Source organism: Streptomyces sp. NPDC003036, assembly GCF_040611175.1.
Taxonomy (GTDB): domain Bacteria; phylum Actinomycetota; class Actinomycetes; order Streptomycetales; family Streptomycetaceae; genus Streptomyces.
Window position 1 is genome coordinate 208,120 of record NZ_JBEXNO010000001.1, and the last position, 25,870, is coordinate 233,989.

General features: G+C 72.3%; 27 protein-coding genes and 1 tRNA gene. 5 read left to right on the forward strand and 23 right to left on the reverse strand.

Annotated features, from left to right (window positions below; all coding sequences use genetic code 11):
* Window positions 1-3 precede the first annotated feature (3 nt).
* From ABZX67_RS00930 to ABZX67_RS00945, 4 genes are all read right to left on the reverse strand, one after another.
* Window positions 4-480 carry a copper chaperone PCu(A)C gene (locus ABZX67_RS00930; RefSeq protein WP_355352370.1) on the reverse strand — a complete coding sequence of 159 codons (477 nt, stop codon included), beginning with the start codon at window positions 478-480 and terminating at the stop codon, window positions 4-6.
* Complete coding sequence (locus tag ABZX67_RS00935; protein ID WP_355352373.1) at window positions 477-1,184, reverse strand: SCO family protein; 708 nt, start codon at window positions 1,182-1,184, stop codon at window positions 477-479. Before ABZX67_RS00935 ends, ABZX67_RS00930 begins: the two co-directional genes overlap by 4 nt.
* Before the next feature lie 42 nt (window positions 1,185-1,226).
* A complete protein-coding gene (locus tag ABZX67_RS00940; protein ID WP_355352376.1) occupies window positions 1,227-2,006 on the reverse strand; it encodes a YcnI family protein in 780 nt (259 codons plus the stop codon).
* A gap of 84 nt (window positions 2,007-2,090) precedes the next feature.
* Window positions 2,091-2,888, reverse strand: coding sequence for a hypothetical protein (locus ABZX67_RS00945; protein WP_355352379.1), 798 nt, complete (start codon window positions 2,886-2,888; stop codon window positions 2,091-2,093).
* A gap of 191 nt (window positions 2,889-3,079) precedes the next feature.
* On the opposite strand from ABZX67_RS00945, the gene ABZX67_RS00950 reads away from it, so the two are divergent.
* Window positions 3,080-3,520: an ATP-binding protein gene (locus ABZX67_RS00950; RefSeq protein ID WP_355352382.1), complete on the forward strand. Its 441-nt coding sequence runs from the start codon at window positions 3,080-3,082 to the stop codon at window positions 3,518-3,520.
* 54 nt (window positions 3,521-3,574) lie between these two features.
* On the opposite strand, the gene ABZX67_RS00955 is transcribed toward ABZX67_RS00950, so the two are convergent.
* Together ABZX67_RS00955 and ABZX67_RS00960 are read right to left on the reverse strand one after the other, a co-directional pair.
* Window positions 3,575-5,035, reverse strand: coding sequence for an aminopeptidase P family protein (locus ABZX67_RS00955; RefSeq protein ID WP_355352385.1), 1,461 nt, complete (start codon window positions 5,033-5,035; stop codon window positions 3,575-3,577).
* An 88-nt stretch (window positions 5,036-5,123) separates the two neighbouring features.
* Window positions 5,124-6,671: a PP2C family protein-serine/threonine phosphatase gene (locus tag ABZX67_RS00960; RefSeq protein ID WP_355352388.1), complete on the reverse strand. Its 1,548-nt coding sequence runs from the start codon at window positions 6,669-6,671 to the stop codon at window positions 5,124-5,126.
* A gap of 592 nt (window positions 6,672-7,263) precedes the next feature.
* Between ABZX67_RS00960 and ABZX67_RS00965 the strand changes: the two genes are divergently transcribed.
* Both ABZX67_RS00965 and ABZX67_RS00970 read left to right on the forward strand, forming a co-directional pair.
* Window positions 7,264-7,953, forward strand: coding sequence for a bifunctional DNA primase/polymerase (locus ABZX67_RS00965; protein WP_355352391.1), 690 nt, complete (start codon window positions 7,264-7,266; stop codon window positions 7,951-7,953).
* A gap of 139 nt (window positions 7,954-8,092) precedes the next feature.
* Window positions 8,093-8,602 (forward strand): hypothetical protein, encoded by a 510-nt coding sequence (locus tag ABZX67_RS00970; protein ID WP_355352394.1) that lies wholly within the window; start codon window positions 8,093-8,095, stop codon window positions 8,600-8,602.
* Window positions 8,603-8,826: 224 nt separating this feature from the next.
* Here the strand turns inward: ABZX67_RS00970 and ABZX67_RS00975 are convergent, their stop codons facing one another.
* From ABZX67_RS00975 to ABZX67_RS00985, 3 genes are all read right to left on the reverse strand, one after another.
* Window positions 8,827-9,801: a DUF5926 family protein gene (locus tag ABZX67_RS00975; RefSeq protein ID WP_355352397.1), complete on the reverse strand. Its 975-nt coding sequence runs from the start codon at window positions 9,799-9,801 to the stop codon at window positions 8,827-8,829.
* Window positions 9,802-9,954: 153 nt separating this feature from the next.
* Entirely contained in the window at window positions 9,955-10,581 is a 627-nt protein-coding gene (locus ABZX67_RS00980; RefSeq protein WP_355352400.1) for an ATP-binding protein, read from the reverse strand.
* A gap of 62 nt (window positions 10,582-10,643) precedes the next feature.
* Window positions 10,644-11,447: a glycerophosphodiester phosphodiesterase gene (locus ABZX67_RS00985; protein ID WP_355352403.1), complete on the reverse strand. Its 804-nt coding sequence runs from the start codon at window positions 11,445-11,447 to the stop codon at window positions 10,644-10,646.
* Window positions 11,448-11,624: 177 nt separating this feature from the next.
* Between ABZX67_RS00985 and ABZX67_RS00990 the strand changes: the two genes are divergently transcribed.
* Window positions 11,625-13,016 (forward strand): trypsin-like peptidase domain-containing protein, encoded by a 1,392-nt coding sequence (locus tag ABZX67_RS00990; RefSeq protein ID WP_355352407.1) that lies wholly within the window; start codon window positions 11,625-11,627, stop codon window positions 13,014-13,016.
* A 79-nt stretch (window positions 13,017-13,095) separates the two neighbouring features.
* A tRNA-Ser gene (locus ABZX67_RS00995) sits at window positions 13,096-13,185 on the forward strand.
* 138 nt (window positions 13,186-13,323) lie between these two features.
* On the opposite strand, the gene ABZX67_RS01000 is transcribed toward ABZX67_RS00995, so the two are convergent.
* The 14 genes from ABZX67_RS01000 to ABZX67_RS01065 all read right to left on the reverse strand — a co-directional run bounded on the left by ABZX67_RS01000 (window position 13,324) and on the right by ABZX67_RS01065 (window position 25,510).
* On the reverse strand, window positions 13,324-14,727 hold the full coding sequence (locus ABZX67_RS01000; RefSeq protein WP_355352410.1) for a site-specific integrase: 1,404 nt from the start codon (window positions 14,725-14,727) through the stop codon (window positions 13,324-13,326).
* A gap of 57 nt (window positions 14,728-14,784) precedes the next feature.
* Window positions 14,785-14,973, reverse strand: coding sequence for a helix-turn-helix domain-containing protein (locus ABZX67_RS01005; RefSeq protein ID WP_355352413.1), 189 nt, complete (start codon window positions 14,971-14,973; stop codon window positions 14,785-14,787).
* Window positions 14,974-15,446: 473 nt separating this feature from the next.
* Window positions 15,447-16,922 carry an ATP-binding protein gene (locus ABZX67_RS01010; protein ID WP_355352416.1) on the reverse strand — a complete coding sequence of 492 codons (1,476 nt, stop codon included), beginning with the start codon at window positions 16,920-16,922 and terminating at the stop codon, window positions 15,447-15,449.
* A 1-nt stretch (window position 16,923) separates the two neighbouring features.
* Window positions 16,924-17,769, reverse strand: a complete 846-nt coding sequence (locus ABZX67_RS01015; protein WP_355352419.1) for a bifunctional DNA primase/polymerase — start codon at window positions 17,767-17,769, stop codon at window positions 16,924-16,926.
* Window positions 17,770-17,853: 84 nt separating this feature from the next.
* On the reverse strand, window positions 17,854-18,135 hold the full coding sequence (locus ABZX67_RS01020) for a hypothetical protein (RefSeq protein WP_355352422.1): 282 nt from the start codon (window positions 18,133-18,135) through the stop codon (window positions 17,854-17,856).
* A gap of 9 nt (window positions 18,136-18,144) precedes the next feature.
* A complete protein-coding gene (locus ABZX67_RS01025) occupies window positions 18,145-18,546 on the reverse strand; it encodes an RNase adapter RapZ (RefSeq protein ID WP_355352425.1) in 402 nt (133 codons plus the stop codon).
* A 12-nt stretch (window positions 18,547-18,558) separates the two neighbouring features.
* Window positions 18,559-19,053 carry a hypothetical protein gene (locus tag ABZX67_RS01030; RefSeq protein WP_355352428.1) on the reverse strand — a complete coding sequence of 165 codons (495 nt, stop codon included), beginning with the start codon at window positions 19,051-19,053 and terminating at the stop codon, window positions 18,559-18,561.
* A 500-nt stretch (window positions 19,054-19,553) separates the two neighbouring features.
* Entirely contained in the window at window positions 19,554-21,665 is a 2,112-nt protein-coding gene (locus tag ABZX67_RS01035) for a hypothetical protein (protein ID WP_355352431.1), read from the reverse strand.
* Between the two features lie 2 nt (window positions 21,666-21,667).
* Window positions 21,668-23,239, reverse strand: a complete 1,572-nt coding sequence (locus ABZX67_RS01040) for a hypothetical protein (RefSeq protein ID WP_355352434.1) — start codon at window positions 23,237-23,239, stop codon at window positions 21,668-21,670.
* Between the two features lie 82 nt (window positions 23,240-23,321).
* Window positions 23,322-23,534 carry a hypothetical protein gene (locus ABZX67_RS01045; RefSeq protein WP_355352437.1) on the reverse strand — a complete coding sequence of 71 codons (213 nt, stop codon included), beginning with the start codon at window positions 23,532-23,534 and terminating at the stop codon, window positions 23,322-23,324.
* A gap of 14 nt (window positions 23,535-23,548) precedes the next feature.
* A complete protein-coding gene (locus ABZX67_RS01050) occupies window positions 23,549-23,881 on the reverse strand; it encodes an RRQRL motif-containing zinc-binding protein (RefSeq protein WP_355352439.1) in 333 nt (110 codons plus the stop codon).
* Window positions 23,878-24,915, reverse strand: coding sequence for a DUF2637 domain-containing protein (locus tag ABZX67_RS01055; protein WP_355352442.1), 1,038 nt, complete (start codon window positions 24,913-24,915; stop codon window positions 23,878-23,880). The genes ABZX67_RS01050 and ABZX67_RS01055 overlap by 4 nt, the downstream gene beginning before the upstream one ends.
* A complete protein-coding gene (locus tag ABZX67_RS01060; protein ID WP_355352445.1) occupies window positions 24,912-25,250 on the reverse strand; it encodes a hypothetical protein in 339 nt (112 codons plus the stop codon). The genes ABZX67_RS01055 and ABZX67_RS01060 overlap by 4 nt, the downstream gene beginning before the upstream one ends.
* On the reverse strand, window positions 25,247-25,510 hold the full coding sequence (locus ABZX67_RS01065; RefSeq protein WP_355352448.1) for a DUF6284 family protein: 264 nt from the start codon (window positions 25,508-25,510) through the stop codon (window positions 25,247-25,249). The genes ABZX67_RS01060 and ABZX67_RS01065 overlap by 4 nt, the downstream gene beginning before the upstream one ends.
* Window positions 25,511-25,870 lie beyond the last annotated feature (360 nt).

Sequence of the window (25,870 nt, forward strand, 5' to 3'; positions counted from 1 at the left end):
TCCCTAGTGGTGCGCCGGATTGTGGTTGGCCGCTTCCACCGGGAGGTCCACCGTGATCGGGCCGGACCTCTCGAAGTGCAGCTCGACGGCGACCTTGTCGCCCTGCTTCGGCTCCTGCTTGATGTCCATGAACATGAGGTGGTTGCCGCCGCGTTCGAGGCGGAGCTCGCCGTTCGCGGGGATGTCGAAGGACGCCACCCGCTTCATCTTCTGGTCCTTCACCTCATGGATCTGGACGTCGTCGGAGAGCGGGCTGGTGACGGAGGTCAGCTTGTCCGCCCCGGTGCCGCTGTTGCCGATGGTGAGGAAGCCGGCGGCCATGTCGCCGACGGGCTGCGGCATGAAGGCACCGCTGACCTTCAGCTCCGGCTTCTCCTCGACGTATGGGGTGGAGCAGCCGCCGAGGGTGAGGGCCACCGCCAGGGATATGACGGCGGCCACGGCGGTACGGGGCCGGGTCGCGGCGCTTGCGGCGCTCACGGGGTCTCCCCCTTGATGATCTTCGGCAGGTCCTTGGCGTACTCCTGCCACGTGGTGTTCTCGCCGTACAGGACGTAGCCCTGGTCGGTCGTGGGGGAGAAGGCGACGACCTGCGCGCCGTGCATGGAGACGACCGAGCCGTCCTTCTCCTTCTTCGGCGGGTCGATGCCGATGCCGAGCTGGCGCGCGCCCGCCTGGATGGTCGGGAAGTCGCCGGTGAGCCCGGTGAAGGACGGGTCACCGGCGCCGGGCAGCCACTTGGCGAGCTCGGCGACGGTGTCCCGCTCGGGGTCGGTGGTGACGAAGACGACCTGGAGCTTGTCCTGGTCCGCCTTGGGGAGCTTCTTCTTGGCGAGGGCGATGTTGCTCATCGTCATCGGGCACACGTCGGGGCAGTGCGTGTAGCCGAAGTAGATCAGCGTCGGCTTGCCCTTGGTGCGCTCGCGCAGGTCGTACGGCTGCCCCTTGGTGTCCGTGAGGACGAGGTTCGGCTTGGTGAACGGCCGGTCGAGGACGGTCGCGGCCTTCTGCTGCGACTGCCCGCCGGAGACGACGACGGGCCCGTTGGCGGACGGGTCGGACTCGTCGCCTCCGCCGGAGGCGCAGCCGCCGGCGAGGGCGAGCGCCGCCACGCCGGCGACCGCCGCGATGAGCGGGGTGCGCCGGCGAGGACGGGCCTGCACGTCGGACTTCTGGAGGTGCATCAGGTTCTCTCTCGGGAGGTGCGGGCGTGGTGGGCCGCGCCGTCAGGCCGACACGTCGGTACGGCGCCGCCCGGCCAGGACGCCGAAGGCGACACCGGCGGCACCGACCAGGATGCCGACGATGCCCAGGACCCGGGCGGTGGTGTCGGAGGAGCCGGCGGAGTCGGCGTCGGAGGCCTTCGTCTCCGTGCCGTGGCCCTTCGCCTTCTCGTCGTCGGAGGCCTCGGCGGCCGCGCCGCCCCCGTGGTGGTCGTCCGTCGCGGCGGACAGCTTCAGGACGGGCGCGGGGGTCTCCGGCTCGGCGGCGCCTTCCTTCGGCTCCTCGATCCAGCGGACAACCTCGTTGTTGTCGTACGTCTGGAGGGCCTTGAAGACGAGCCGGTCGGTGTTCTCGGGGAGCCGGCCCATCGAGACCGTGAACTGCTGGAACTCGCCGGGCGCGATCTTCGAGCCGGCCGCGGTCCAGGTGATCTTCGTGGCGGCCTCGGTGATCTTCTTGCCGTGCACCTCCAGCGGCGTGGCCAGCTTGGTCTTGGTGACCTCGGCCTTCCAGCCCGGGACGGGCTGCGTCGACACGGAGGCCAGCGGGTACGCGGCGGGGAGGGAGACCTCCAGCTTCACGGTCGAGGCGTTGTCGCGCTCGTTCGGGACCTTGAAGCTGACGGTGGCGTACCCGCCCTTCGCCGCCTCGCCCTGCGGCTGCACGCTGACGTGCGCGAAGGCGGTGCCGGAGAGCAGGACGACGGAGGAGACGGCGACGCCGGCGGCGAGGGCGACACGGGACACGGCGGACCGGGACACGTTCGTACGCGAAACGTTCATGGGGGACACACTCCACATGCGGTGAGAGGTAGGCGGCGTGCGCGCGGGCGCGCACCACGGCCCGCTCCCGTCGAGTGGGCCGTGTCAGGCTGCGAGGACGCAGGTGGATACGGCCGGGGGGCCGCGCCTGATCACCGTGTGGAGAAGTGCTTCCGCCGCGGCGGGCACCGGCCGGTCGCCGTCGGTACGCGGCGGACGCGACCCGCCCGCGGGCAGCGCGGGCAGCCCGGAGACCAGGGCGCGTACGAGGACGAGGGCGGCGCGCAGGCCCCGTACGAGGGCCGCGTCGGCGACCTCGGCGGCGCCGTGCGCGGAGAGCCGGGCGAGCTTCAGCAGCGCGAGGTCACCGCGGCGCAGCAGCCAGCCGGTCACCAGGGCCGCCAGCAGGTGGCCGAGGACCATGGGCAGGCTGGGCCACAGCCCGGCGGCGGGCTCGGCGGCATGGCCGACGTATCCCGCGTGCCCCGTGTGCGCCGCGGCGGCGGTCGCCGGGTCGATGCCGGCCAGGGTGACGATCCGCCGGGCGTCGGCGGGGCTGAGCGAGGAGGCTCCGGCTCCGCACACCAGCTTGGCGGCGGTCCGGATGAGCGCCTCGTCCGCCTGGGCTCCGCCGAGCGCGAGGTGCCGGCCCTGTCCGAGCCCGAAGAGCGTGTGGAGCGCCAGCTGCCCGCCCGCCAGCGAGGCCGCGATCACGGGCAGGGACCGCTGCCGCCCGGCGAAGGGCGCGACGGCGGCGAAGACGCCGGCGAACCCGACGGCCAGCGTCCACCACGGGACGGCCGCGCAGGCGGCGAGCGCGTGCCCCACCCCGGACAGCACGACGCAGACCGCGGCGAACACCGCGGCCCTCAGCAGCCGTGGCGCGGCGGGAAGGGCAGACATGGCCGGGCCATCATCGCACCGCGCCCCGCGCGCCCACACGGCAGGTCCGGAAGATTCCCTTTGCGACATACAACGGCGTACGGGCTACGCACATCCGCCGAATGAGGGTTTGCGCGTCAACGCGGCGCTTACGACCGACAAGTGGGGGCAATACGAATCGATATGTCGAGCCGCAGCCAGGAGGCTGGAGCATGAGCATCTGGTGGTCTCTCCACTTGCGGCGCGAGGCTGCGAGCGTGCCGCTCGCCCGTCGCCTCCTCCTGGGCACCATGGAAACCGCGGGCGTCGATCCGGAGATCTCGTACGACCTGTCGCTCGCGCTCAGCGAAGCCTGCGCGAACGCGGTCGAGCACGGCTGCGGGGACGGCTCCGCCGAGTACCGGGTGACCGCGTATCTGGACGGCGAGAAGTGCCGCATCGAGGTGGCCGACTCGGGCCCGGGCTTCCCCGCGGGTCCCCTGCGCCCGCCCCGCAGGGCGACCCCGGAGGCCGAGCACGGCCGGGGCCTGAGCCTCATCGAGGAGCTGGCGGACCACGTCCACATCGGGAACAGATCGGGACGGGGCGGCGCGGTCGTGAGCTTCGACAAGATCATCAAGTGGAAGCCGGACGCGCCGCTGGTGGCGTCCTGACCTGCCTGGACCGACCGGCCGGCGAACGGCCCCCGGCCGGTCAGGACGCCAGGCTCAGCCCTGGAGCTCCGCCATCCACGCCTCGACCTCGTCCGAGCGGCGCGGCAGCGCGGCGGAGAGGTTCCGGTTGCCGTCCTCCGTGACGAGGATGTCGTCCTCGATCCGGACGCCGATGCCGCGGTACTCCTCCGGCACCGTCAGGTCGTCGGCCTGGAAGTACAGGCCCGGCTCGACGGTCAGGCACATGCCCGGCTCCAGCACGCCGTCGACGTACGTCTCCGTCCGCGCGACCGCGCAGTCGTGGACGTCCATGCCGAGCATGTGGCCGGTGCCGTGCAGGGTCCAGCGGCGCTGGAGGCCCAGCTCCAGGACGCGCTCGACCGGGCCCTCGACCAGGCCCCACTCGACGAGCCGCTCCGCGAGCACGCGCTGCGCCGCGTCGTGGAAGTCGCGGTACTTGGCGCCCGGCTTCACCGCCGCGATGCCGGCCTCCTGGGCCTCGTACACGGCGTCGTAGATCTTCCGCTGGAGGTCGGTGAAGCGGCCGCTGACGGGCAGCGTGCGCGTGACGTCCGCGGTGTAGAAGGTGGTCGTTTCCACACCGGCGTCGAGCAGCAGCAGGTCGCCCGCGCGCACGGGGCCGTCGTTGCGCACCCAGTGCAGCGTGGTGGCGTGCGGGCCGGATGCGCAGATGGAGCCGTAGCCGACGTCGTTGCCCTCGACGCGGGCGCGCAGGAAGAAGGTCCCCTCGATGTACCGCTCGCTGGTCGCCTGCGCCTTGTCCAGGACGCGTACGACGTCCTCGAAGCCGCGTGCGGTCGACGCGCAGGCGCGCTCCAGCTCGCCGATCTCGAAGGCGTCCTTCACCAGGCGAGCCTCGGAGAGGTAGCCGCGCAGCTCCTCGTCGCGCTCGGCGGTGACCTTGTCGGTCAGGGCCGCCTCGATGCCGGCGTCGTGCCCGCGCACGACGCGCACCGGGCCGGTGGCCTCCTTGAGGGCGGCCGCCAGCTCGCGGACGTCCTTGGCGGGGATGCCGAGCCGCCGCTCGGCCTCGGTCAGCGAGTGCCGGCGGCCGACCCACAGCTCGCCCTGGCCGTCCAGCCAGAACTCGCCGTTCTCGCGGTTGGAGCGGGGCAGCAGGTAGAGCGTCGCGTCGTGGCCCCCACCGCGCCTCGGCTCCAGCACGAGCACGCTGTCGTGGGTGTCGTCGCCGGTGAGGTACGCGTACTCGGTCGACGGCCGGAAGGCGTACTCGGTGTCGTTGGACCGCGTCTTCAGGTTGCCCGAGGGGATGACGAGGCGTTCGCCGGGGAAGTGCCGCGAGAGCGCGGCACGCCGCTCGGCGGTCCGGTCGGCCTGGGGGATCGGCTCCAGGTCACGCAGCTCGGTGTCGGCCCAGCCGCTCCGCATGTTCTCGGCGAGCTCGTCGGACACGCCCGGGTACAGTCCGTTCTTCCGCTGCTTGATGGGCTCTTGGGCCTCTTCCGGGGTCTCCGGGGTGAGCTCTTCGGCCACGGTCCGCCTCCTGTTGTACGACGCTGAACTATCCCCATCGTACGGTTGTGCGCAGGCCGCCCCCAGGGCCGTAAGTCACCCGTGCGGATCAGTCGAAACGGGCCGCCAGCAGCACCACGTCCTCCGCCTCCCCGCCCTCCTCGGGCAGCAGCGTCCGCAGCACGTGGTCGGCGATCGCCCCCGGGTCGGCCCGGTCGGCCCTCGGTACGGACGCGGCCGCGGCGTGCAGCCGCGCGAAAGCCCGGTCCATGGACTCGGCTTCGCCGGACTCGCCGGTGCGCCGCAGCAGGCCGTCCGTGTAGAGGAGCACGGTCTCGCCGGGCTCGACGGTGATCTCCACGCTCGGTGCCTCCCAGCAGGCGAGCATGCCCAGCGGCGCGGAGAGCGAGGTCTCGACGTACTCGGTGCGCCGCTCGCCCACGATCAGCGGCGGCGTGTGCCCGGCCCCGGCCAGCAGGAGCTTCCTCAGCGCGGGCTCGGCGTACGCGAACAGCGCGGTGGCGGAGCGGGCCGGCTCGGTCAGCCGCAGCAGCAGCTCCAGGTCGGAGAGGACGGCGACGGGGTCCTCGCCCTCCATCACGGCGTACGCCCGCAGGGAGGCGCGCAGCCGCCCGGTCGCGGCCAGGGCGCTCGGCCCGGTGCCGGAGACGGAGCCGACGGCCAGGCCTAGGCCGCCCTCGGGCAGGGGCAGCGCGTCGTACCACTCGCCGCCGCCGCGGGCGGAGGTGCGGCGCCGGGCGGCGAGCCGGACGCCCGGGACGCGCGGGAGCCGGCTGGGCAGCAGCTCCTCGGTGAGGGTGGCCACGGTGGCGCGGGCGCGTTCCAGTTCGAGGAGGCGGGCGAGGTGCTCGGAGGCGTGCCGGCCGTAGAGGCCGACGAGGTGGCGGGCGCGCTCGGGCGGTTCGGCGGGCTCGTCGTAGAGCCAGACGGCGGCGCCGAGCTTCCCGGCGGCCTGGGTGGCGAGCGGGACGGCGTAGCTGGCGGCGAAGCCGAGGCGGGCGGCGACCTCGCGGTGGCGGGGGTCGAGGTCCTCCTCGCCGAGCAGGTCGGGCACGGCGACCGGGTCCGGCGGCCGCCCGTCGGGCAGGCCCTCCAGGATGCGGCCGTACGAGGTGGCGCTGCGCGGCACGGTTTCGATGGTGCCGAGGTCGGCGTGGGCGAGGCCGAGCCCGACGGTGGTGGCGGGGCCGAGGCCGTCGGCCGGCTCGAGGACGGCCATGCCGCGGCGGGCGCCGACGAGGGCGGCACCGGCGCGGAGCAGTTCGTGCAGGGCGTCGTCGAGGGTGGCGGTGCGGGTGAGCCGCTCGGTGAGCTCGTGGAGGGTGGTGAGGTCGGAGACCCAGCCCGCCAGGCGGTCCTGGATCAGCGCGGCGGGCGCGGGGCCGGGCGGCGGGCCCGTGGCCGCGCCGGGGGCGGTCGGCGGGGGCGGGATGCCCGGCAGGGAGGGCGTCGCAGTGTGCGCGGGGGCGGGGACCGTTGGATCGATTCCAGCCACTTTCGGCACGTGAGGGGCGCTCATGGCAGCCGGCTTTCCGGCTGGTGCGTTTCGCTCAATAGCATCGCAAACCCCCATGTCATTCTGCGCCGCTATCACTGCAACCACATGTACACGCAGAAGTAAGGGGATGTCCAGCATTGTCCCGGCGGGACGCGCGGTGTTCACCGACGTATTTACAAGAGGCCGAACTTGGCTCAAAAATGCCCCCTGTGGGCGGCTTTTGCGGTCGACTGAGCCCGTTCGAAAGGGGCCCTGCCCGGGACCCGAGTCGGGGGACGACGGTCCGGGCCGAGCGTCATTCCGAGCGGGCTGGGTACGTAAACGGTGACGGCCAAGGGCAGTTGGGGCGGGCTCGGAACCTTCGAGGGAAGCCCTGGCGTCCTTACCACCAGAGGCCTCACCCCGTCCCCGAGTGCGGGGCGGAGCCGAACGGGGCGGCGGCGAGCGCCATGAGCGTGCCACCCCTCGCCACGCGCGAAACGGACGACAGCCCACGGGACGACGGCCCGGGGGGATGACAGCCCCCGCTCGGCCCCCAGCGGTGTTGCTTGCCGCAGGCGAAGAGGGGCCGGCGTATGCCACCGGCAGGAGCACCAGGCCGGGTGGCGCGACAACGGCTCGTACGCACGGTGAAGAAACGCTCACGTGCTGTCACGCACGCACGACGCACGACGCACGCACGCACGTGATGATGTGGACCTCGGCGTTCAACGGAAAGGAACGAGCGCTCATGCGCGAGATCCTCGGAAGGCGACGCAGGCTCCGGTTCCGGCGCAAGAGGAGGCCTGCCCACGTGGACGCGGCGCTGCTGTACGCCACCGAATGGCGCTGGCCCGTACTCCCCGGCGTGGGACTCGCGGCGGCCGGCGGACGCGGTGAGCGGCAGCGCGGCCGCGCCTGCGCCTGCCCGGACCCCGAGTGCGTCGTACCCGGCGCACACCCCTTCGACCCGGAGCTCCTCGCGGCCTCCACGGACGCGCGCATGGTGCGCTGGTGGTGGGCGAACCGCCCCGACGCCCCGGTCGTGCTCGCCACCGGGGGCCGCGCGCCGTGCGCGCTGAGCCTGCCCGCGGTCGCGGGGGCGCGCGCCCTGGCGGCGCTGGACGCGATGGGCATCCGGCTCGGCCCGGTGGTGGCGACACCCACGCGGTGGTCGCTGCTGGTCGCCCCGTACACGCTCGAACAGCTCGGTGAGCTGCTCTACGCCAAGGACCGGGTGCCGAGCTCGCTGCGCTTCCACGGGGAGGGCGGCTATCTGCTGCTGCCGCCGTCCGACACCGGGACGGGCCAGGTGCGCTGGGAGCGGGCCCCGCTCGCCGGGTCGGCGACGCCGTGGCTGCCGGACGTCGAGGCGGTGGTGGACGCGCTGGTCGAGGCGAGCACGAGCACGCCCGACGGCGGAAGCCGGCTGCGGTACTGACCCACGGGACCGGATGGCTTCACTCGTACGGGTGCGAGCCGGGCCCAGTTGTACGGGAATCGGGTGCGCGGCCCGCCGGGCGGCCGCCGTCCGTCGATATCGTCGGCGTTCGTCGGCGCACCGTCGAGAAGGGGCCGCCATGAATCTCCGTACGATCGGGATCGGGGCCGTCGTGGTGTTCGCCGCGTCGCTGCCGCTGGCGGCGTCCGCGGGCCCGGCCGGGTCTCCGGACCCCGGCTCCTCCGGCTCCTCCGGCTCATCCGCGCGCGGCGGAGCGGCCGTACGGGGTGCCACCGCGCGGTGCGGCCCCGAGCTGGTCTCGCCGGACGGCGTGGAGGCCCAGACGTGCGTCCTCGCCGAGGGGCGCGAGACGTGGGCGCGGACGTACTACCGCAATGCGACGGGCGGCGAACTGGCGGCGGTGCTGGCGCTGATGGGGCCGGGCGGCCGCACTCTGCAAACGCATTGCGCGGTGCCGGCGGACGATGAGCCGGGCGCGTGCGAGACGCCGAGGGCGCCGCGGCGGGGAATGCCCGGCGAATACGCGGCGGTGGCAGAGTTCGCGGCGAGCGGTGACGCGGAGACGAGTCCGCTGCTGCTGCGATCGGGGAGCGCGGTGGCCAACTCGCCCGCGCGGCCCGCCGGTTGACGCGACCGGCGACGGAGAAGCGGAAGGCTGCATTCCGCAGAAAGTGAAGCGCCCGGTCGCTGGCGACGGGGGATGCACCAGCGACCGGGCTTCCAGCACCGTAACAAGAGATCGGCTGTTCGCAAATTCGATCTCTCTTATTCGGTCAGGTATTTACCCGCGATAGAGGAAATTGTGGCGGAGGTCACCGACCGGTCGGGATGGGGCGGCCGGCCGCCCGCCGTTCAGCTCAGCGTCACCTGGCGGTTGGTGAGACCACCGCGCGCCCGGCGCTCCTCCGGGCTCAGCGGCGCGTCCACCGCGAGCGCCCCCGCCAGCCGCTCGGCGAACTCGGCGGCCGGCTGCTCGCACTCCTTCGCCCCCATCGCGCTCGGCAGGTCCCACACCGGGACCACCAGGCCGTGCGCGCGGAACGAACCCACCAGGCGGGTGTCTTCGCCCAGCGAGGACGTACCGGCGGCGTGCAGCCGGGCGAGCGCGTCGAGGAGCTGCTCCTCGGGGTGCGGCATGACCCAGCGCAGGTGGTTCTTCTCGGGCGTCTCGCACCAGTAGGCCGCGTCCACGCCGGAGAGCCGGACCGTGGGGATGGCGGCGGCGTTGGCCCGCTCCAGGGACGCGGCCACCTCGGGCGACGCGCTCTGCTCGGAGTCCGGCACCCAGAACTCGAAGCCCGTGTGGACGGCCGGCTCGAAGGAAGCGTCCGGATCCAGCAGGTCCTGGAGGCGCGGACCTTCGGCCGAAACCCTCTGTGCGGCGACCGGCGTGCCCGGCTGGGCGGCCAGCGCGCGCTGGAGGGTGTCGGCGAGGTCCCGGCTCAGGTCACCGGAGGAGGTGTCGTTCTGCAGCGCGAGGAGCACCGAGCCGTCGTCGCGGCGCAGCGCCGGCCACGCCATGGGCAGGACGGTCGCGAGCGTCACGGACGGCACGCCCTCCGGCAGCCCGCCCTTGAGGTGCAGCGCGGCGGTCGCGGCCGGGACCAGCTCGCGCAGGGCGACCCAGTCGCACTCGCCGGGCAGTCCCTCGAAGGGCCGCTGGACGAGCTCGGTCACCGCGTGCGCGGCGGCGCGGCCGTGGCAGGCCTTGTAACGGCGCCCGGAACCGCACGGGCAGGGCTCGCGGGCCCCGACGACCGGAATCTCCCCATCGGTCAGCTGAGCCTGTGGCTTCCCGGCCTTGGTCTGGGGTCGCTTCTTGCCCATGGTGTGGCTTCTCCCGTGGTGGCGGTGCGGCAGTGCTGTGTCGGCCGCGAGCCTAGCCGCATGCGGCGGCGGGGAGGCTCAGCGACCGACTCGTCCGCCGACCGCGGCGTCCACAGGGGTACGGGATCAGAGCTACGGGGTCAGAGCTACGGCTCACAGTGGGTCGTACGCCTCGTACGCGTCCAGGAAATCGAAACCGGGTCCGGTCGTCGCGGTGGCCGGCCCGGTGACGCGCGTAGCGAAGTCGTCGCGGCGATGCCCTTCCGTAAGCAGGACCCACACGGTGACCTCGCCGGCTGCGCCGTCGCGTACGCCCCAGTCCTGGGCGAGGGCGCTGATGATGTTCAGCCCGCGGCCGCCGCGCGCGGTGACCGAGGGCGTGGCCGGAACCGGCCGGGTGGGACCACCCCCGTCCGTCACCTCGACCGTCAGCGCACCGCTCGCGTCGACTCGCCAGGCGGCGAGGACGTCACCGTCCCCGACCTCCCGCCGGTCGAGCGGCCTGCCGTGCCGGCAGGAGTTGCTGAGAAGTTCGGATAGGACGAGTACGGCGTCGTCGACGACCGATTCGGACATCCCGCTGCGGCGCAGTTCCCGCCGCATCCGGTGTCGCGCCTCACCCACGCCCGCAGGGCCATGGGGCACGGCCATGCTCGACGACGTGGGCACTTCCTGTGCCACCACCAACGCCACCCCCGAGACCTCCTTCGCCCCACGCCACGTTGTGGATGCCCCAATGGCCTGGACCGGAAACCGGCCAGTCCGGATACGGTGACGCACTCGACACGCGCGCCTACGGCCCGAACGCGCCGGAGCACTCCCCGTAACGGGAGTGGCTGCCGTTACAGCCGGCCCAGCTGGGACAGCACCTGCTTCGGGCGGTTGGTGATGATCGCCTCCACGCCGAGCGCCACGCACAGCTCGACGTCCTGCGGCTCGTCCACCGTCCAGACGTGGACACGGTTCCCGGCGCGGTGGAGCCGCGAGATGTACGCGGGGTTGTTGCGCAGGATCCGGATGGACGGCCCGGCGATCCGCGAACCGGCCGGCAGCCGCCCGTCGCGCACCCGGGGCGACAGGAACTGCATCAGGTACACGGTCGGCAGGGCGGGCGCGGCCGCCGCGACCCGCTGCAGCGAGCGGGCGGAGAAGCTCATGACCCGTACGGGAGAGGTCGTGCCCGGCCGGGGCTGGGTCAGCCCGAAGCGGCGGAGCAGCTCGATCAGCCGCTCCTCGACCTGGCCGGCCCAGCGGGTGGGGTGCTTGGTCTCGATGGCCAGCTCGATGGGGCGGCCGGCGTCGGCGACCAGCTCCAGGAGCCGCTCGAGGGTGAGGACGGAGGTGAACTGGGGGTCGCGCCAGTCCGGGCTCTCCTCCATGTCCTTCCAGGCGCCGAAGTCGAGGGCGGCGAGGTCGGCTAGCTCGAGGGCGGAGACGGCGCCGCGGCCGTTGGAGACCCGGTTGACGCGGCGGTCGTGGACGCAGACGAGGTGGCCGTCGGCGGTGAGCCGCACATCGCACTCGAGGGCGTCCGCACCGTCCTCGATGGCCTTGATGTACGCGGCGAGCGTGTGCTCCGGTGCGTCCTCGGAGGCGCCTCGGTGAGCGACGACCTGGATCGGGGGCTGCTGCCGTGCGTGGGTCACCGCGTCATGGTGCCAGATGGTGCCGGACGCCGGGCGGGTGCCCGATTCGCCCTAAGTAAAGGAGGGGGGCGCAACACACAGGTCCGGCTTACAGTGGCCTGACGGCCTGTGGGAAAAGCTGACTGGAACCCTGGAACCCTTGCCCGAAGACGACGTGGAAACCGAGGAGACCGAGCTGTGAGCACCGAGAACGAGGGCACCGCGTCCACACCTCCCGTGCCGCCGTCCCCGCCCTCCCCGCCTTCCCCGCCTGCCGCGCCTTCCGCGCCTTCCGCGTCCACGCCCTCCGACCCGGCGCCCGCGTCGGCCGCGACGGAGACCACCACCGCCGTGCCCGCCGGGGGCGCCCCCCTGCCCCCGCCGCCGCCCGCCCCGCCCGCCTCGCCCACCACCGGCGGCTGGGGCTCCCTGGTACCGCCGGCCCCCGCCCCGGCAGCGCGGTCGGGCCGGGGCGGCCGGGGCGGCCTGGTCGCGGCCGTGCTGGTGGCGGCCCTGGTGGCGGGCGGTGTCGGCGGAGGCATCGGTTACTGGGCGGCGGAGCGCAACGACAGCTCCGTCACCTCCACCACCGTCGCCGCCGGTGACGCGCCCGCCTTCAAGCGGGACCCGGGCACGGTCGCCGCGGTGGCGAACAAGGCGCTGCCGAGCGTCGTGACCATCGAGGCCAAGTCCGGCGGCTCTGACGGCGAGGGCGGCACGGGCACCGGCTTCGTGTACGACAAGGAAGGCCACATCCTCACCAACAACCACGTGGTCGCCTCGGCGGCGGAGGGCGGCACGGTCTCCGCGACGTTCTCGAACGGCAAGAAGTACGACGCCGAGGTCGTCGGCCGCGCCCAGGGCTACGACGTGGCGGTCCTCAAGCTCAAGAACGCCCCCTCCGGCCTGACCCCGCTCCCCCTCGGCAACTCCGACCAGGTGGCGGTCGGCGACTCGACGATCGCGATTGGCGCGCCCTTCGGCCTGTCCAACACGGTCACGACGGGCATCATCAGCGCCAAGAACCGCCCGGTCGCCTCCGGCGACGGCTCCAGCGGCAAGAACTCGTACATGAGCGCCCTGCAGACCGACGCCTCGATCAACCCGGGCAACTCCGGCGGCCCGCTCCTGGACGCCCGCGGCGCGGTGATCGGCATCAACTCCGCGATCCAGTCCCCGGGCAGCGGCGGCCTCGGCTCCTCCCAGGCGGGCTCGGTCGGCCTCGGCTTCGCGATCCCCGTCAACCAGGCCAAGAACGTCGCCGAACAGCTCATCAAGACCGGCCGCCCGGTCTACCCGGTCATCGGCGCGACCGTGAACATGACGGACGAGGGCGAGGGCGCCACCATCGCCGAACAGGGCGCCGGCGGCACCCCCGCGGTCACTCCGGGCGGCCCGGCGGCGAAGGCGGGCCTGAAGCCGGGCGACGTGATCACCAAGTTCGGCAACCGCGTGATCGACAGCGGCCCCACCCTGATCAGCGAGATCTGGACCCACAAGCCGGGCGACACGATCCCGCTGACGTACCAGCGCGGCGGCAAGGAGACCACGGTCCAGGTCACCCTCGGCGAACGCGAGGGCGACAGCTGACACCTCACCACCCAACCCCCGTCAGCCGGTAGGCTGTAGCCGGCTCCGCAGCCGCTTACCGGCGGCTGGGGCGGAGCATGGTGGGTTGCCCGAGCGGCCTAAGGGAACGGTCTTGAAAACCGTCGTGGCAGCGATGTCACCGTGGGTTCAAATCCCACACCCACCGCCAGCTCAGAGATGTAGCAGGTCAGAGGGCGGGCCCCCACCGAGGGGGCCCGCCCTCTGCGTTCACCCTGTCTCACCCTGGCGCACCCGTATCCCGGCTCTGACCAGTGCGTGTGGGCCAGCTGTGGGCCAGGATTCGGCCCTACTCCTCCGCCCGGAGACCCTGCTCGATCAGGCGGTTGGCGGCTGCCGACCCGCCCTTGAGGATCTTGGCGTAGAAGCGGTAGAGCACCGCCAGACTGTGGCCTGCTCGGTACGCGGCTTCCACGGGGTCCACGCCCGACTTGATCCACAACGAGATGCCGGCATGGCGCAGGGCGTACGGCACCTCAGCGAGCTTCGTCCCCACTTCCGCCGGGGCGAGCACGGCTTCCCGCGCCGCTTCCCAGAGGTCGCAGTACTCCGTCGACGCGACGCGCCCACCCTGTGCGGCGCGGAACAGCCGTCCGTCCGGCGCCACCCCGAATCTCGCGATGTGGGAGCGCACCATCCGCACGAACACAGGAGGGATCGGCACACCCCGGACGGCGTTCCGCGCACGGTGCTTAAGGCCACGCTCATCGTGGGACTTTCCGCTGTCGGTCCATCCCGCACCGACCTCCGGGTGGCTCTCCGACACCAGGACTTCCCCCCACGCGTCCGGCTCGCTCTCCGGAGGAAGGACGAAGTCGGTGTCCCGCAGTGCCGCGGCTTCCCCAGGGCGCGTAGCCGCGTAGTAGATGCTCCCGAAGAAGGTCTCCAGGTGCTCGCCTCGCGGACCCTGCTGCGCGACACCGGCGATCAACTCGCGTGCGAGGCGCGGTCCGGGGACGAACCGGAAGTCCACTTCGTCGGAGGTAGTGGGGGCGGCCCAGTCGACCGCGAGGAAGGGGTGGCGTGTGAGCAGCGCCCGCTCCTCGACGGCGTAGCGGAAGGCGTTGCTCAGCACCATGCGCTTTCGCTTTGCCGTGTTCTCCGCCGCAGGCTTGCCGTTCAGCAGCTTGGAGAGGGCGGCGAGCGCGGCGCGTACGTGCTCGGGCCGCGCGGCTTCCTCCACCTTCATAGAGTGCTCAGCCACCCACGCGAGGGCACGCTGAACGTCGCTGGGCGGCTCCTCGGCGTCGCAGCGCGACACGAGCTCCCCGTCCGGACTTTCCGCCGCGCGGAAGGCCCACTGATACAGGGCGGCGCGCAACACCCTGGCGTCCGGGCGCCTGCTCTTCGCGGTCACCAGGACGGGAGTGACGACCGCGAGCGACTCCGCGATGCTCGCTCGATGCTTCGCCGCCGCTCCCGGCCACTTCATCAGCGCGTACGCCTTCGCGTGTTCGTACCACGTTGGCATGGCGAGCGCGGCGAGTTCCTTCGCCGGTAGCCCGGTCTCCTCGTCGAACTGCTGGCCCTCCCGCAGCGCCGCCATGAGCTGGGATCGGCGACCATCTGCCTGCGGCTTGAGGGCGTAGCTCTTCGAGTGCGGCTGGGAGCCGACGCGCCACCGGAGCTCCCACGGCTTCGGGCGGCCGGCGCGCTGCCGGATGGACCAGATGACAACGTCGTAGGTGAGCATGTCTCTCCAATGAGGGAGGGTGCCCGCCGTGTGGCGGGCACCCTCGGTCTGAGCAGATCAGGCGGCGGTTTCCTCGCAGGCGGCAAGCCACGCGTCCAAGTCGTGCTGCCGGACGCGGAGCTGCCCGTTCGGCAGCTTGATGAGGCGCGGGCCCTGGCCACGGGCCCGCATCCGGTAGAAAGCGGCCCGGCTCATGCCGAGCTCCGTCAGCACTTCGGGGAGCTTGAGCATCTGGGAACGTGCCATCTGGGAGTGACCTCCGAAAGGTGGAGTGACATCGGCTCCGGGCGTCTCGGACGTCGTGTGTGTCCGAGGTGAGGATTTCTGCGTCACTGCGTCATCAGCGTCACTCGGCGCGCTGACCTGCGGGTTTGAGTGACGCAGAGGGTTGCGGGCTGCGTCACTGGTGACGCAGCAGTCCGTCATGGGGTGACGCAGGTGACGCAAGGTGACGCAGAGATTTGAGGTCTGCGTCACCCCTGTTTGTGCAGCTCAGGCACCGTTTTTGGGCTCGTAGTGACGCAGGTGACGCAGCGTCTTCCTACTTAGGAAAAAAGAGGGCCCTGTGCCTGTTGTTGCGCGCCTTCGAGCGTGAGAAAGGGGCCGCAGAGCGGCACGCCTTTTGAGCGGCGGCAAGCCGCCGAAGAGCAAGAGGAGCACCGCGCGCCGCCGGGCGGGGTGCTCCTCTTGCTTGTGCGGAGGCCCGTGCGGCGCGGGGTCTAGAACATCTGCTGCGGCTCGCCCTGCGGGGGCTTGGGCCGGGCCATTTCGATGTAGCGGGCGGTGTTGCTCCGGCCCCAGTCGATGAGGACGCCGCGGGCGGCGAGGACGGGCTGGAGGCGCTTGAGGCGGTCGGAGAGGATTTTGCCGGTGGTGGGCCAGCCCTTGGGCAGGGGCCGGAACTCTCCCTCGCCGGTGTAGAGCTGGGTCAGACCGTGCAGCCACTCGGCGGACGTCATCCGGACCTCGGTGCCGGGCTCGATGTCGGCGGCGCGCTTCAGGACGGTCTGGGCGAGGAGGTCGCCCTCGATGACGTCGTCGTTGAGGTCGTCCAGGCTGGCCCGGTAGGCGTCCAGGGCGCCGAAGTTCTTGGCGGCGTCGAGCTGCGCACACAGGTGGGCGAAGTCGGCCATCCGCAGGTCGGTGGGGATGTCGGCCTGGGTCGCACGGACCTCGACGGCCAGGTCGAGCACGGACCCGAGGATCACGGGCAAGTCGCGTGCGAACTCCGCCCACAGCTCCGCCTCGGTCCGCCGTACGCGGGGGCGTTCCAGGCGGAGGGGGAGGAGGCGCTCGGCAAGGTCCGGGCGGATGACGCCGACGTCGATACCGGTCAGCAGCATGGGGCGGCGGTAGCGGGCGCGGACGACGTCGCCGTCGGTGAACAGGGCCCGCTTGATGTTCTCGGCGCCGGTGACGATGCAGCACATCAGGTCGGACAGGTCCGGGCCGAGGTGGGAGAGGTTGTCCAGACCGGTGACCCATCCGGCCGCGACGGCCGTGATGAGGTTCTCCTCGTCCTTCGGCGCGCGGCGCAGGTCGCCGCTCATGCCTTCGATGATCCGCACGAGCATCTTGCCCGCGGTGGACTTGCCCGCGCCCTGGGGGCCGGTGAGGAACGGGGCGGGGACGGGGGCGTCGGGGCCGAGGCAGCCGATCAGCCACGCGAGGGCCAGGGACTCGGCGCGGGCGTCGGAGAAGTTGCACAGCCGCATCAGCAGGTCGATGCCCTTGCCGTCGGTGTCCTTGACCGGCAGCGGGAGTTCGCCGGTGAGCTGGGTGCGGCGCCAGCAGACCTCGCGCGGGTCGGGGGTGAGGATGTCCCAGCCGGTGGGGTGGATGCGGATGGACTTGCCGTCGTCGCGCCCGAGGTCGAGCCAGGTGGCGCCGTCGAATCCGGGGGCGACGCGGATGTGGACGGGCTGGACGTCCTCGGTGAGCGCGAGTGCTTCGATCAAGTCGAGTGCCTCCTTCAAGGCGGTTCCGTTGAAGACGCCGAGCCCGTCCTTGAACAGGCCGACCATGAGTTCCTGGCGGTGGCTGCCGGTCGTGCCCTGGGAGCGGATCGGGCGGGCGACGGGGTGCCCGTTGCGCTGGGCGTAGACGGTTCCGTCGACGGTGCGGAAGTACCGGAAATGCTGCTGGGCGTAGTCGGTGATGATCTCGCGGGCCGGGTTCTTCTCGTCCTCGGACATCTCACATCCCCAAGGCGGCATGGGCGTTGGACCAGGCCGTCGTGCAGTGCCGCAGGGACTCCCCCTTGGCCTGCGCGGCGGCGAACAGCCGCTCCATGTGCGCCTCGGTCAGGCAGCCACACCGACCGTGGGCCGACAGCACCGCCAGGAACGTCCCGTACACCGTGTTGTGGACCGCGCTGGTGGCGTCGGCGATGCGCTGCTCCGCCATGGCGATACCGCGCTCCAGATACGCGGGCGAGCGATGCGGGCACTTCCCGCCCCCGGCCAGCGCGGGCACCATGGTCGGCATCGGCCGGACGGTGGACGGCTTCTTCTCGACCAAGGCCCGGACGACCGACGGTAGCGCCGCCATGTGTCCGGTGCCGGGACCGACCCAGCGGACGTAGGACATCGTGGACTTGATGTCCACACCCGCTCGCACACCGTTGGCGGACTGCATCGTTCCCCGGTAGATCCAGTGCTCCCCCCGCGTCGTCGCCACGGTCCGGGTGGGCGGCAGAGTGGTGCGGGCCCACGCCATCGCGTCGGCGTCGTCCAAGTCCACCACGGTCACCCCGGCATCCCCAGGGTGGTAGGCGACGGCCCCCGCACGGCGCCAGACGGCCGCCCAGGGGGCGGAGGACAGCACGGCGGGGTCGGTGGTGGCGGCGGCCCATCCGTGGCACGGGCGGGGGCACTGGCACGGTCCGGGGGTCTTCATGTTCGGCCGGCCGCCGCAGCGGTTGTCGCGGCAGTTGGAGCAGTTTCCGAACGGGCGCTTGTCGGCGCTCAGCGGCAGTACCGGCAGGCCGCTGGCGGCGAGGGTGAGCGCGCTGTCTCGCCGGACCGGGGTGGCATGGGTCATGCTGGGTGTCTCCAGTTCTCTGAGTGGTGCTGGACGAGGGCGGCCCCGGGTCTTGGCGGATTCAGGGGGCCGCCCTTGGCGTTGTTAGAAGGGCGGTTCGTTGCTGTGGCCGGTGGCCCACGGGTCGACGTGCGGCTGGTGGCGGCGCGGGAGTCGCGGCAGGGGTAGGAGGAGCCAGGAGCGGTTCTCATCCCAGCAGGGGCACGGGTCCCACTCCGTCCCGGCGTACTCGCCGGTCTCGTAGTCGCCGTAGTCCCGGTTGTGTCCTCCCTCGCCGCCGCAGTCGCGGCAGTCGGGGCGGGGCGTGTCGGTGAGGGTCAGGGCCTTGCGGGGCCAGTTCGTGACGCGCAGGCGCAGGCGCAGCATGGTTCTCCTTCAGGCCGCGTCGCGGGTGCGCGAGGGCAGGAGCGGGCGGTTGATGTGCCGGTGGGTGACGTGCACGTGGTGGCCGCGGGTGTGCAGCGCGATGGCGAGGAGTTCGGCGACGACGACGGAGCGGTGCCGGCCGCCGTAGCAGTGGACGTGCACGTCGATCTGCTGCTCGCCGCCGGTGGCGCGGTGCTCGATGTCGGCGAGGGCGGAGTCGAGCAGGTCGTGAGCCCCGGGCGTGGTGAGGACGTAGGCGGCCACGTCGGGGTGCAGTCCGGTGAGTGTGGCGCGCACGGCGGGGTCGTCGGGCGGGTTGTGCAGGGTGGTGGTGTCGACGACGACCGGGTCGGGGGCGGTGGGGCTGTCGTGGTGTCCGGTGCCGTAGGAGGTGATCCGGATGGTGGCCATGGTGGCTGCTCCTCAGCGGTTGTTGATGGTGCCGCCTGCGCGGCCGAACAGGCCGGTGGCGGTGATGTTCTGGGTGATGTGCGTCGTCCCGCCCGTGCCGGTGCCGCTGCTGCCGACGGTGCGGCGGGCGGTGCGGATGAGGACGGGGACGGCGATGACAGCGGCGACGACGAGGGCGGCGGCGGACCACAGGGCGTGGCTCATGGCGATGAGTCCCGGGGCGGCGTAGGAGAGTCCGATGCCGGCGGCGGCGATCCCGCCGCCGACGGTGGGGGCGAGCAGTGCGGTGGTCTTGGCCCACGCGGGGATCGGCTGCGCGGGCGTAACCGGAATCTGCGGCGGAGGCGCCGTGTGGGTGTAGGCGAGGGTCCGCACGCCGTTGGGGAGGGTGACCCAGTCGACCCCGGGCGGGATCTCCGCCGGGAGGATCACCGGCCGGTTGGCGGTGGCCGGCGGCTGGGTCCACGGGTGCGGGGTGGTGATCTCGTACGCGGTCGGCTCGTGCACAAGGTGCCCCTTTCAGCGCTTCGGGCAGCACCCCGCTGGTGGGGTGCTGCCCGGTGGCCTGCTTGTCGTGTCGCTTGTCGTCTGGCTTGTCGTGCGGCTTGTCGCTTGTCTTGTCTTGTCGCTTGTCGCCTTGCAGGTCACAAGCCGTTTCCGGCCCTCGGCGAAGCACCTGACGACCTCCTTGGCGGGTGTGCACGACAGGCGACAAGTAGCGTGCGGCGCAGCAATGACCTCGTTACGCTTCGCTCGTCAACGGCAGTGCTGCCGTTGTCTGGTGGGGGGGTTGAGAAGTGAAGTCCAGTCCGCGTGTTCGGTTGGTGGGGAACGTCGTTGCGGCTGCCCTTTGGGTGGTGGCTGGCTACGTGATGGCGACGGAGGACCCTGTTGTCGACAGCAGCTGGTTCTTGTGGGTTGTCGGACTTGGCGTGGCGATCGGGTTCCTGAGCGCGTTGCGGGGGGTGTACCTGGCGCACCAGGAGCAGGCATCTGCGCGATGACGCCTAGCTGGGGGCGTGGCGGTGGTGGACGTAGCGGGTCTTGGTGCCGGTCCCGATCCGTACCGCGGTGCCGTCGTCGGCCCACTCCTTGAGCCACCCGACGACGGTCTGTCGGCTGGTGCCGTGCCGCTCGGCGAGCGCGCGGGCGATCGCCGATGCGCCGGTCCCGTCGGATCCGGCGGCGAGCAGCACGGCGAGCGCGGCCTGACGGGCCTCGCTGTCGGTCTGCTCGATCCGGAACGCGGACAGGTTCAGCCCGGGACGTTCCTCGCGCCCCTCCCGCTCGTCGGGGTTGGGCTCGGTGGTGGTGCCGAACTCGGCGTCGATCTGTGCCATGAACCGGGCGGCGAGGGCGTCCTCGTCGCTCACCGGCGCGGCCGGTGCGGGGGCATCGCGCAGGGCGGACAGGTTCAGGCCCCCCGGTCGGGCGGACCGGTCCTCGGCGGCCGGGACGGTGGGCTGCTCGGCGGCGGGGGTGCCGTCGCGCATCCATGCGGTGCGGGTGGTGTCCCAGCGGCGGGCGTAGTCGGGGCCGGCCGCCTTTGCGGACGGCTCGTCGAGCCGGGGGTGCAGCGTGCTGGTGGCGCGGACGATGTCGGCGATCTGGTTGGGCTTGATGCGCCACGACTTGAACAGGCCCGGCGCCGTTTCGGGGGTGCCGATGAACCCGGCGCCCTTGTAGGGGGCCTGCTCCGGCTTCAGTCCCTGGGAGCTCTGGAAGATCTTGGCGAGGTCCATGCCCTCGACCTCGCCGCCGGTCAGGCACACGCGGGCCTTGGCCTCACGGCGGATCATCAGGTTGCCGAGCACGGAGCCGGTGGCGCCGAGCGCGGTCAGGACGGTGCGGATGCCCATGGCGCGCATGAGCCGGATGACCTCCAGGATCTTCGCGGCGAGCTTGCGCATCTTCGGGTCGTTGCTGGCCAGGATCTCCGCGCCCTCGTCGATCAGGATCATGATCTGCGGAATCTGCGCGGAGATGGGAAGCAGGTCGGTGTTCGCCTTCGCCATGAGCTCCTGATACGCGACCTTGCGGTGCTTCCCGACCTTGAGCGCGGTGTCCAGCATCAGCTCGGCCTCTTCCGGGGTGGAGGCGAGCCAGTCGATCCCGGGGCGGGTCTCGCCGTGCGGGTTGCCCTCACCGTCGAACGCGGGGCGGATCCAGGGCAGGCCGGCCGATCCGGCGTTGAGGTCGATGACCCAGCTCAGGATGTCCGTGGCGCGGGAGAATCCGGCGAGGACGTCATGGACCATGTTGGTCTTGCCGGACCCCGTAGGGCCCACGATGAGCGCGCACTGCTCGCGCAGGTAGACCGGGACTTCCCGCCCATCCGAGCGCACCCCCCACGGCAGGCCCGTGTGAATCGACAGGGGCCCGTAGTCGGTCGGGTAGGGGATCTCACCGGCGAGCACGTTCACGGTGGACACGTCGATGAGGACGCGGCCCTGGTGGATGCCGGGGGTGGCGGCCACGGTGCAGCCGTGCGGCAGGCGGGCGTCGGCCGACAGGCGGGCGGATTCCTTGGCGATTTGGTTGTAGGTGGTCCCGCCAGGAAGCTCGGCGTCGATGGTGAAGCCGGTGCCGGTGGGCCACTTCTCGATCGCCAGGACCGTGAGGGTGACGCCGCAGACCCGCTGGACGCGGTCGACCCACTCGGCAGCGAGGGTGCGGCGCTCCGCCTGGAGTTCGGCGGCGACCTGCCGGTCGGCCAGCGCGATGAGCTCCAGCTCGCGGGCGTCCTCGTAGAGGCTGGTGGAGCGGGCGGCGGTCCCGATGCCGACGCCGAGGACGGCGAGCGAGCCGAGCGCGGTCCACGTGAGGGGGCCGGTGGTCATGGCCCAGGTGGTCCATCCGGCGCCGAGCAGCCACGAGGACGCTCGGAGGGTGAGGGTGCGGGCGGAGAGGCGTTCGCGGAGGGTGGAGATGGTGTGGCCGATGGCGCCGGCGGTGCCGACGGCGAGGGCCCAGGCGGGCGGCATGCCGGTGGCGGCGCCGGTGGTCGCGAGGGCGAGGGCGCCGGTGGTGGCGGACAGGGCGCCGGTCACGGGTCCGTGACCGGCGCTCCAGTCCCACACCGGCCCCGTGGTGGTGGGGTTGTCGGTGGTGGTGGCCATGATCAGACGTTCCAGCCCTTCTCGGCCTGAATGCCGTTGCGGGGGTCTTCGTGGCGGGCGATGTCGTGGTCGTGGACCTGCCGGAACAGCGGCCCTACCTGCTCGGAGGAGTCGACGGCGCGCATCAGGGCGCCGTAGATCTCGTCGAACGCGGCGGCGATGTCCTTCTCCAGAGGGAACTCGCTGTCGGACCGCTCGGCCAGGATCTTGAACGTCTCCGCGACGTGGTTCAGGGCGTTGGGCAGGTTGTCGACCATGGACAGGATCTCCATGGCCGTCTCGGGCTCGTAGGTGCGGGCCGCGTTCTCCATCTCGGCGGCGGCCTCTTCGAACTTGAATCCGGACACGTTCACGACCTCCACAGGAGACGACGGGGTGGCAGGGGTGAGGAACGAGGGACGCTCGGCGGTGTCGCCGATGGGCTGCTGCTCGTCGGCGAGGTCGGCGTCGATCGCGGCCTCGGCGGCGGCCTGCCGCTCGCGGATCGCCGCGTCACGGGCGGCCTGTTGCTCCTCGGCGGTGCGCATCAGCCGCCGGTACAGGCGCCGGCCGGGGTGCTGCAACGCCTTGATGCCGAGCTTGCGCCCGAGCGGTGTGGTGAGCAGTCCGAGCGCACCGACCGGGGCCGCGGCGAGGGCGGCGAGCAGGCGGCGGCCCTGCTTGCGGGCAGCGGACTTCCACAACGCCCGCCGGGCATCCTTGCGGACGGCCTTCTTCGCCGCCCTGGCCTGCTTCGCGGTCAGGGCGGTGCGGATCTTCTGGCGGGCCCCGTCGACCGCACGCGCGGCCGACCGATCCCGCGCCGTACGCGCCCGCTGCACCGCAGCGTCCCGACCGGCCCGGACCTTCCCGCCCAGCCACGAACGGCCGTTGCTGGTACGGCGGTTGGCCGATGCGCCGGCGGAACGGCCACCCCCCGCGGTGGGGAGAGAGGAGCGGGGCGAGGGGGTGTTGCGGCGGGTGTCGGCGACCGCCCGGCGGTTGTGCACACCCTGTGCCCGCCGCTCCGCTCGCGGCGTCGACCCCGAACCGGGGGCGGTACGGGCCGACTGCCGCAGGGCCTTGACCTGACCGATCCGGCTCTTCGGCTGCGTCCGCGCGGTCGAAGGGGACGTTCCGGCGGAGCCGGTACGGGCCTTGGGCGTCCGGGACGAGCCTGAGCCGCCCTTGGCCCCGGCCGCACGGTGGCCGCCAGAGCTGCGGGAGCCGGTCGTGGTCTGCCGGGACGGACGCGGGGTCGGGACCTTCTTCGCACCGGCTCGGCTGGTGGTCTTGGCGGTGCGGTTGCGTACGCCGCGGCGGGCCAAGGCGGCGCCGCCGACGAGGGCGGCACCGGCCAGCGCCACGGCGGCACCGGGCGGACCGGCCACAAGCGCGGCGGCAGCGACCCCGCTCACGGTGGTGTTCACACCGGTGGTCGCCAGCGGCACCACGGGCCAGCCGCCCGGGGTGTGCTCCACCTTCGGAGCGTCCTTCACCAGCTGCTCGGCGACCGGCGACGGGGGCGGAGAGATGGGCGGGGCCGGCGGCGGGGCAGTGGTGCCCACTACCGGCTCCGTGCTGATGTCCGTCATCCTTGCTACCTCCCTTAGGGGAGATCAGGGGCCCGACCAAAGCTGTGGAAGGTTGATGGTCGGGCCCTGCCAGATGTGCAGGTCAGAGAGTGTTCGGCTCCAGGCAGAAGAAGACGACCGTCCCGCTCTGCAGCGACGGATAGGCGCGGATCGCGTGCTGGCGGATGGCCTCGTAGGCGTCGAACCGGGACGCCCCGGAGGGCGGCGTGTACGTGCCGCTGACGGTGCCCTCTCCCCGCCCGTCGGACAGGGTCATCACGTACATGTAGGAGCCCTGCGGCTGGCCGTATGCCATGGGATTCCTCCAGTTCAGGCAGCGAGCTGGGTGGGGGCGTCCGCGCACGGGACGCACATGCCGAGCGAGACCGGGATGCGGTAGCCCGCGTCCCGGCCGCACTCCGGGCACACCCGACGGGCGGCGTTCGCCCGCGCAAGGGCGGCCCGCCGGGCAGCGGTCATGGGCCGGACCGGTTTGGCCAGGTCGACCCGGTACAGGTAGGCGACGAGCGGCCCCCGCCGGCGGCGGGGCCGCTCCACCTGGGCGGCGACGTCCTGACCCCCCGGGCGCAGCCCTCGCGCGCGGAGCTGCCGGAACGTCGCCAACCCGTCCGGGGCGCACCGCCACCGGTAGATCGGGATCACTGAGCAGCCCCTTCCAGAGCACGGGTCGGGGTGTTGTCGCGGAGTTCCTGGTAGCGGGTGGAGACCCAGCCGACGGACCAGCCGCACAGCTCCGCGGCCTGCCGCACCGGCAGCCCGGCGTGGAACGCGGCGGTCACGGTCTGGCGGGCGCGATCTTCGGGGAACTTCTCGGTCGCGGGGCCGGCGGCGAGGAGAGCGGCGCGTTCACGCTCGGCCCGGGCCTCGCGCTCGCGCTGTTCACGCAGGGCGGCTTCCTCGCGTTCGCGGCGCTGCCGCTCGCGCTCCTGGGCGGCCTGCCGTTCACGGGCGAGACGCTGCTGTTCACGGTCGCGCTCAGCTTGTTCACGGGCCCGCTGCTGTTGTTCACGCTCACGCTCGGCGCGTTCACGGGCCTCTCGCTCCGCCCGCTCGGCGGCCTCGGCCCGCTCCCGCTCCTCGCGCCGTGCCCGCTCCTCCCGCTCGACCTGTTCACGGAGCAGGGCGGCTTCGTGCTCGCGCTGTTCACGGGCCATCCGGGCCTCGAACTCCCACTGCTCGCGCATCCGCTTCTCGGCGGCTTCCGCCCGCTCGGCGGCGGCCCGCTCCCGCTCCTGCCGCTCGGATCGTTCACGGTCTTTCAGGGCGGTGAGCGCGTTCGTGATGGCGCGGCGGTAGGCGAGACCGGTCTCTGCCGTGACGATGAGCAGGAGCGGCGCCACGGCGTGCACTGCGACTCCGACCAGGTCTTTCTTCAGGGCGGAGTCCGCCACGTTCAGGGCGAGCGTCATGCCGCCGGTCATCCACCGCAGCGCGATGGGCCACCGACCGCCGTGCCCGCCGAGCCGGGCCAGGACCGAATCGAGGCGGACCACGATCACGACCGCCGCGTCCACCACCAGGGGCAAGATCGGCGCTGTCCAGTCCCAGCCGTCTGCCGTGTGGTCCCGCATGAGCGGTGTCACGGTGAGGACCGAGTAGAGCATCGCGCCGCCCACGATCAGCCACGTGCCGACCGACAGGGCCCGCTCTGCTGAACGGATCTGAACGTCGTTCACGCGGGCACCTCCACCCGTGAACGCGTCTCCTCCACGGCGGGGACAGTGCCGAAACCGGTCAGGTGCAGCTCGGCACCGGCGTAGTCGACGTGAACACCCAGGACGCAGGTCCGGCCATCGCCGTGAACGTGGTGGGCCACGTTCAGCGGCTCGATGCCCAGCGCCTCCCGCCACGCCTCGAAGGCGCCGAGGTCGTTGTGGAACGACAGCTCCAGCCGCTCCGGGTAGACGGTGGAGAGGGATACGCACGGCGCCGGCAGGTGCGGGTAGTCGACGCTCAGCAGACGCAGCGCGAGCAGGGGGGCGCCCATGTCGCCGAGGATCGTGGCGTTCATGCCGCCCCGCCCGTCGTCTCCGTGGCGCGGTTGGTCAGGTTCCGGCGCTCGGCCAGGACCCGGTTGCGGGCCCGGCGGATGCGCCGCTCGTCCAGCACCGTGGCCGGACGGTCGAGCAGGTCGATCTCCACGTCGAGCAGGTCGATCTCCGCCTCGATCAGCGGCATCTCCAGCTCGATCACGTCCAGCTCCGCCGCCGACGGCTCACCGTCGAACGCCAGGGCCTCGGACGTGGCCGGGAGTGTGATGATGGACCGCATTGGGTCGGCTCCTTCCAGAGAGGAACGGCCCGAACGAGGTCCCGGAGTAGCCGCTCCGGGACCTCTCGCCGTTTGGAACCATCCGGCTCCCCTCGGCCCCGCCCGTACGGCACCCCGCGAAGGGACCGGACGGGCGGGGGAGGCAACCGGCCGCAGCCGACGGCTGCGGAGGAGTTGAGCGCGCGGACCTTCGCCGCGCCAGCCGCCTTATCGGAGGAGGCGGCGACCTCGTCACGCTGTTGAGTTCTCAAGCACCAGTCGCTTCCTTCGAGCCGTTTCACGGGCCCTCCGGGCGTCGGGGGCAGGCCAAAGAAGACCCTCCCTGCACCCACTGTCCTAGGACTGCGGGTGCTTGAGAAG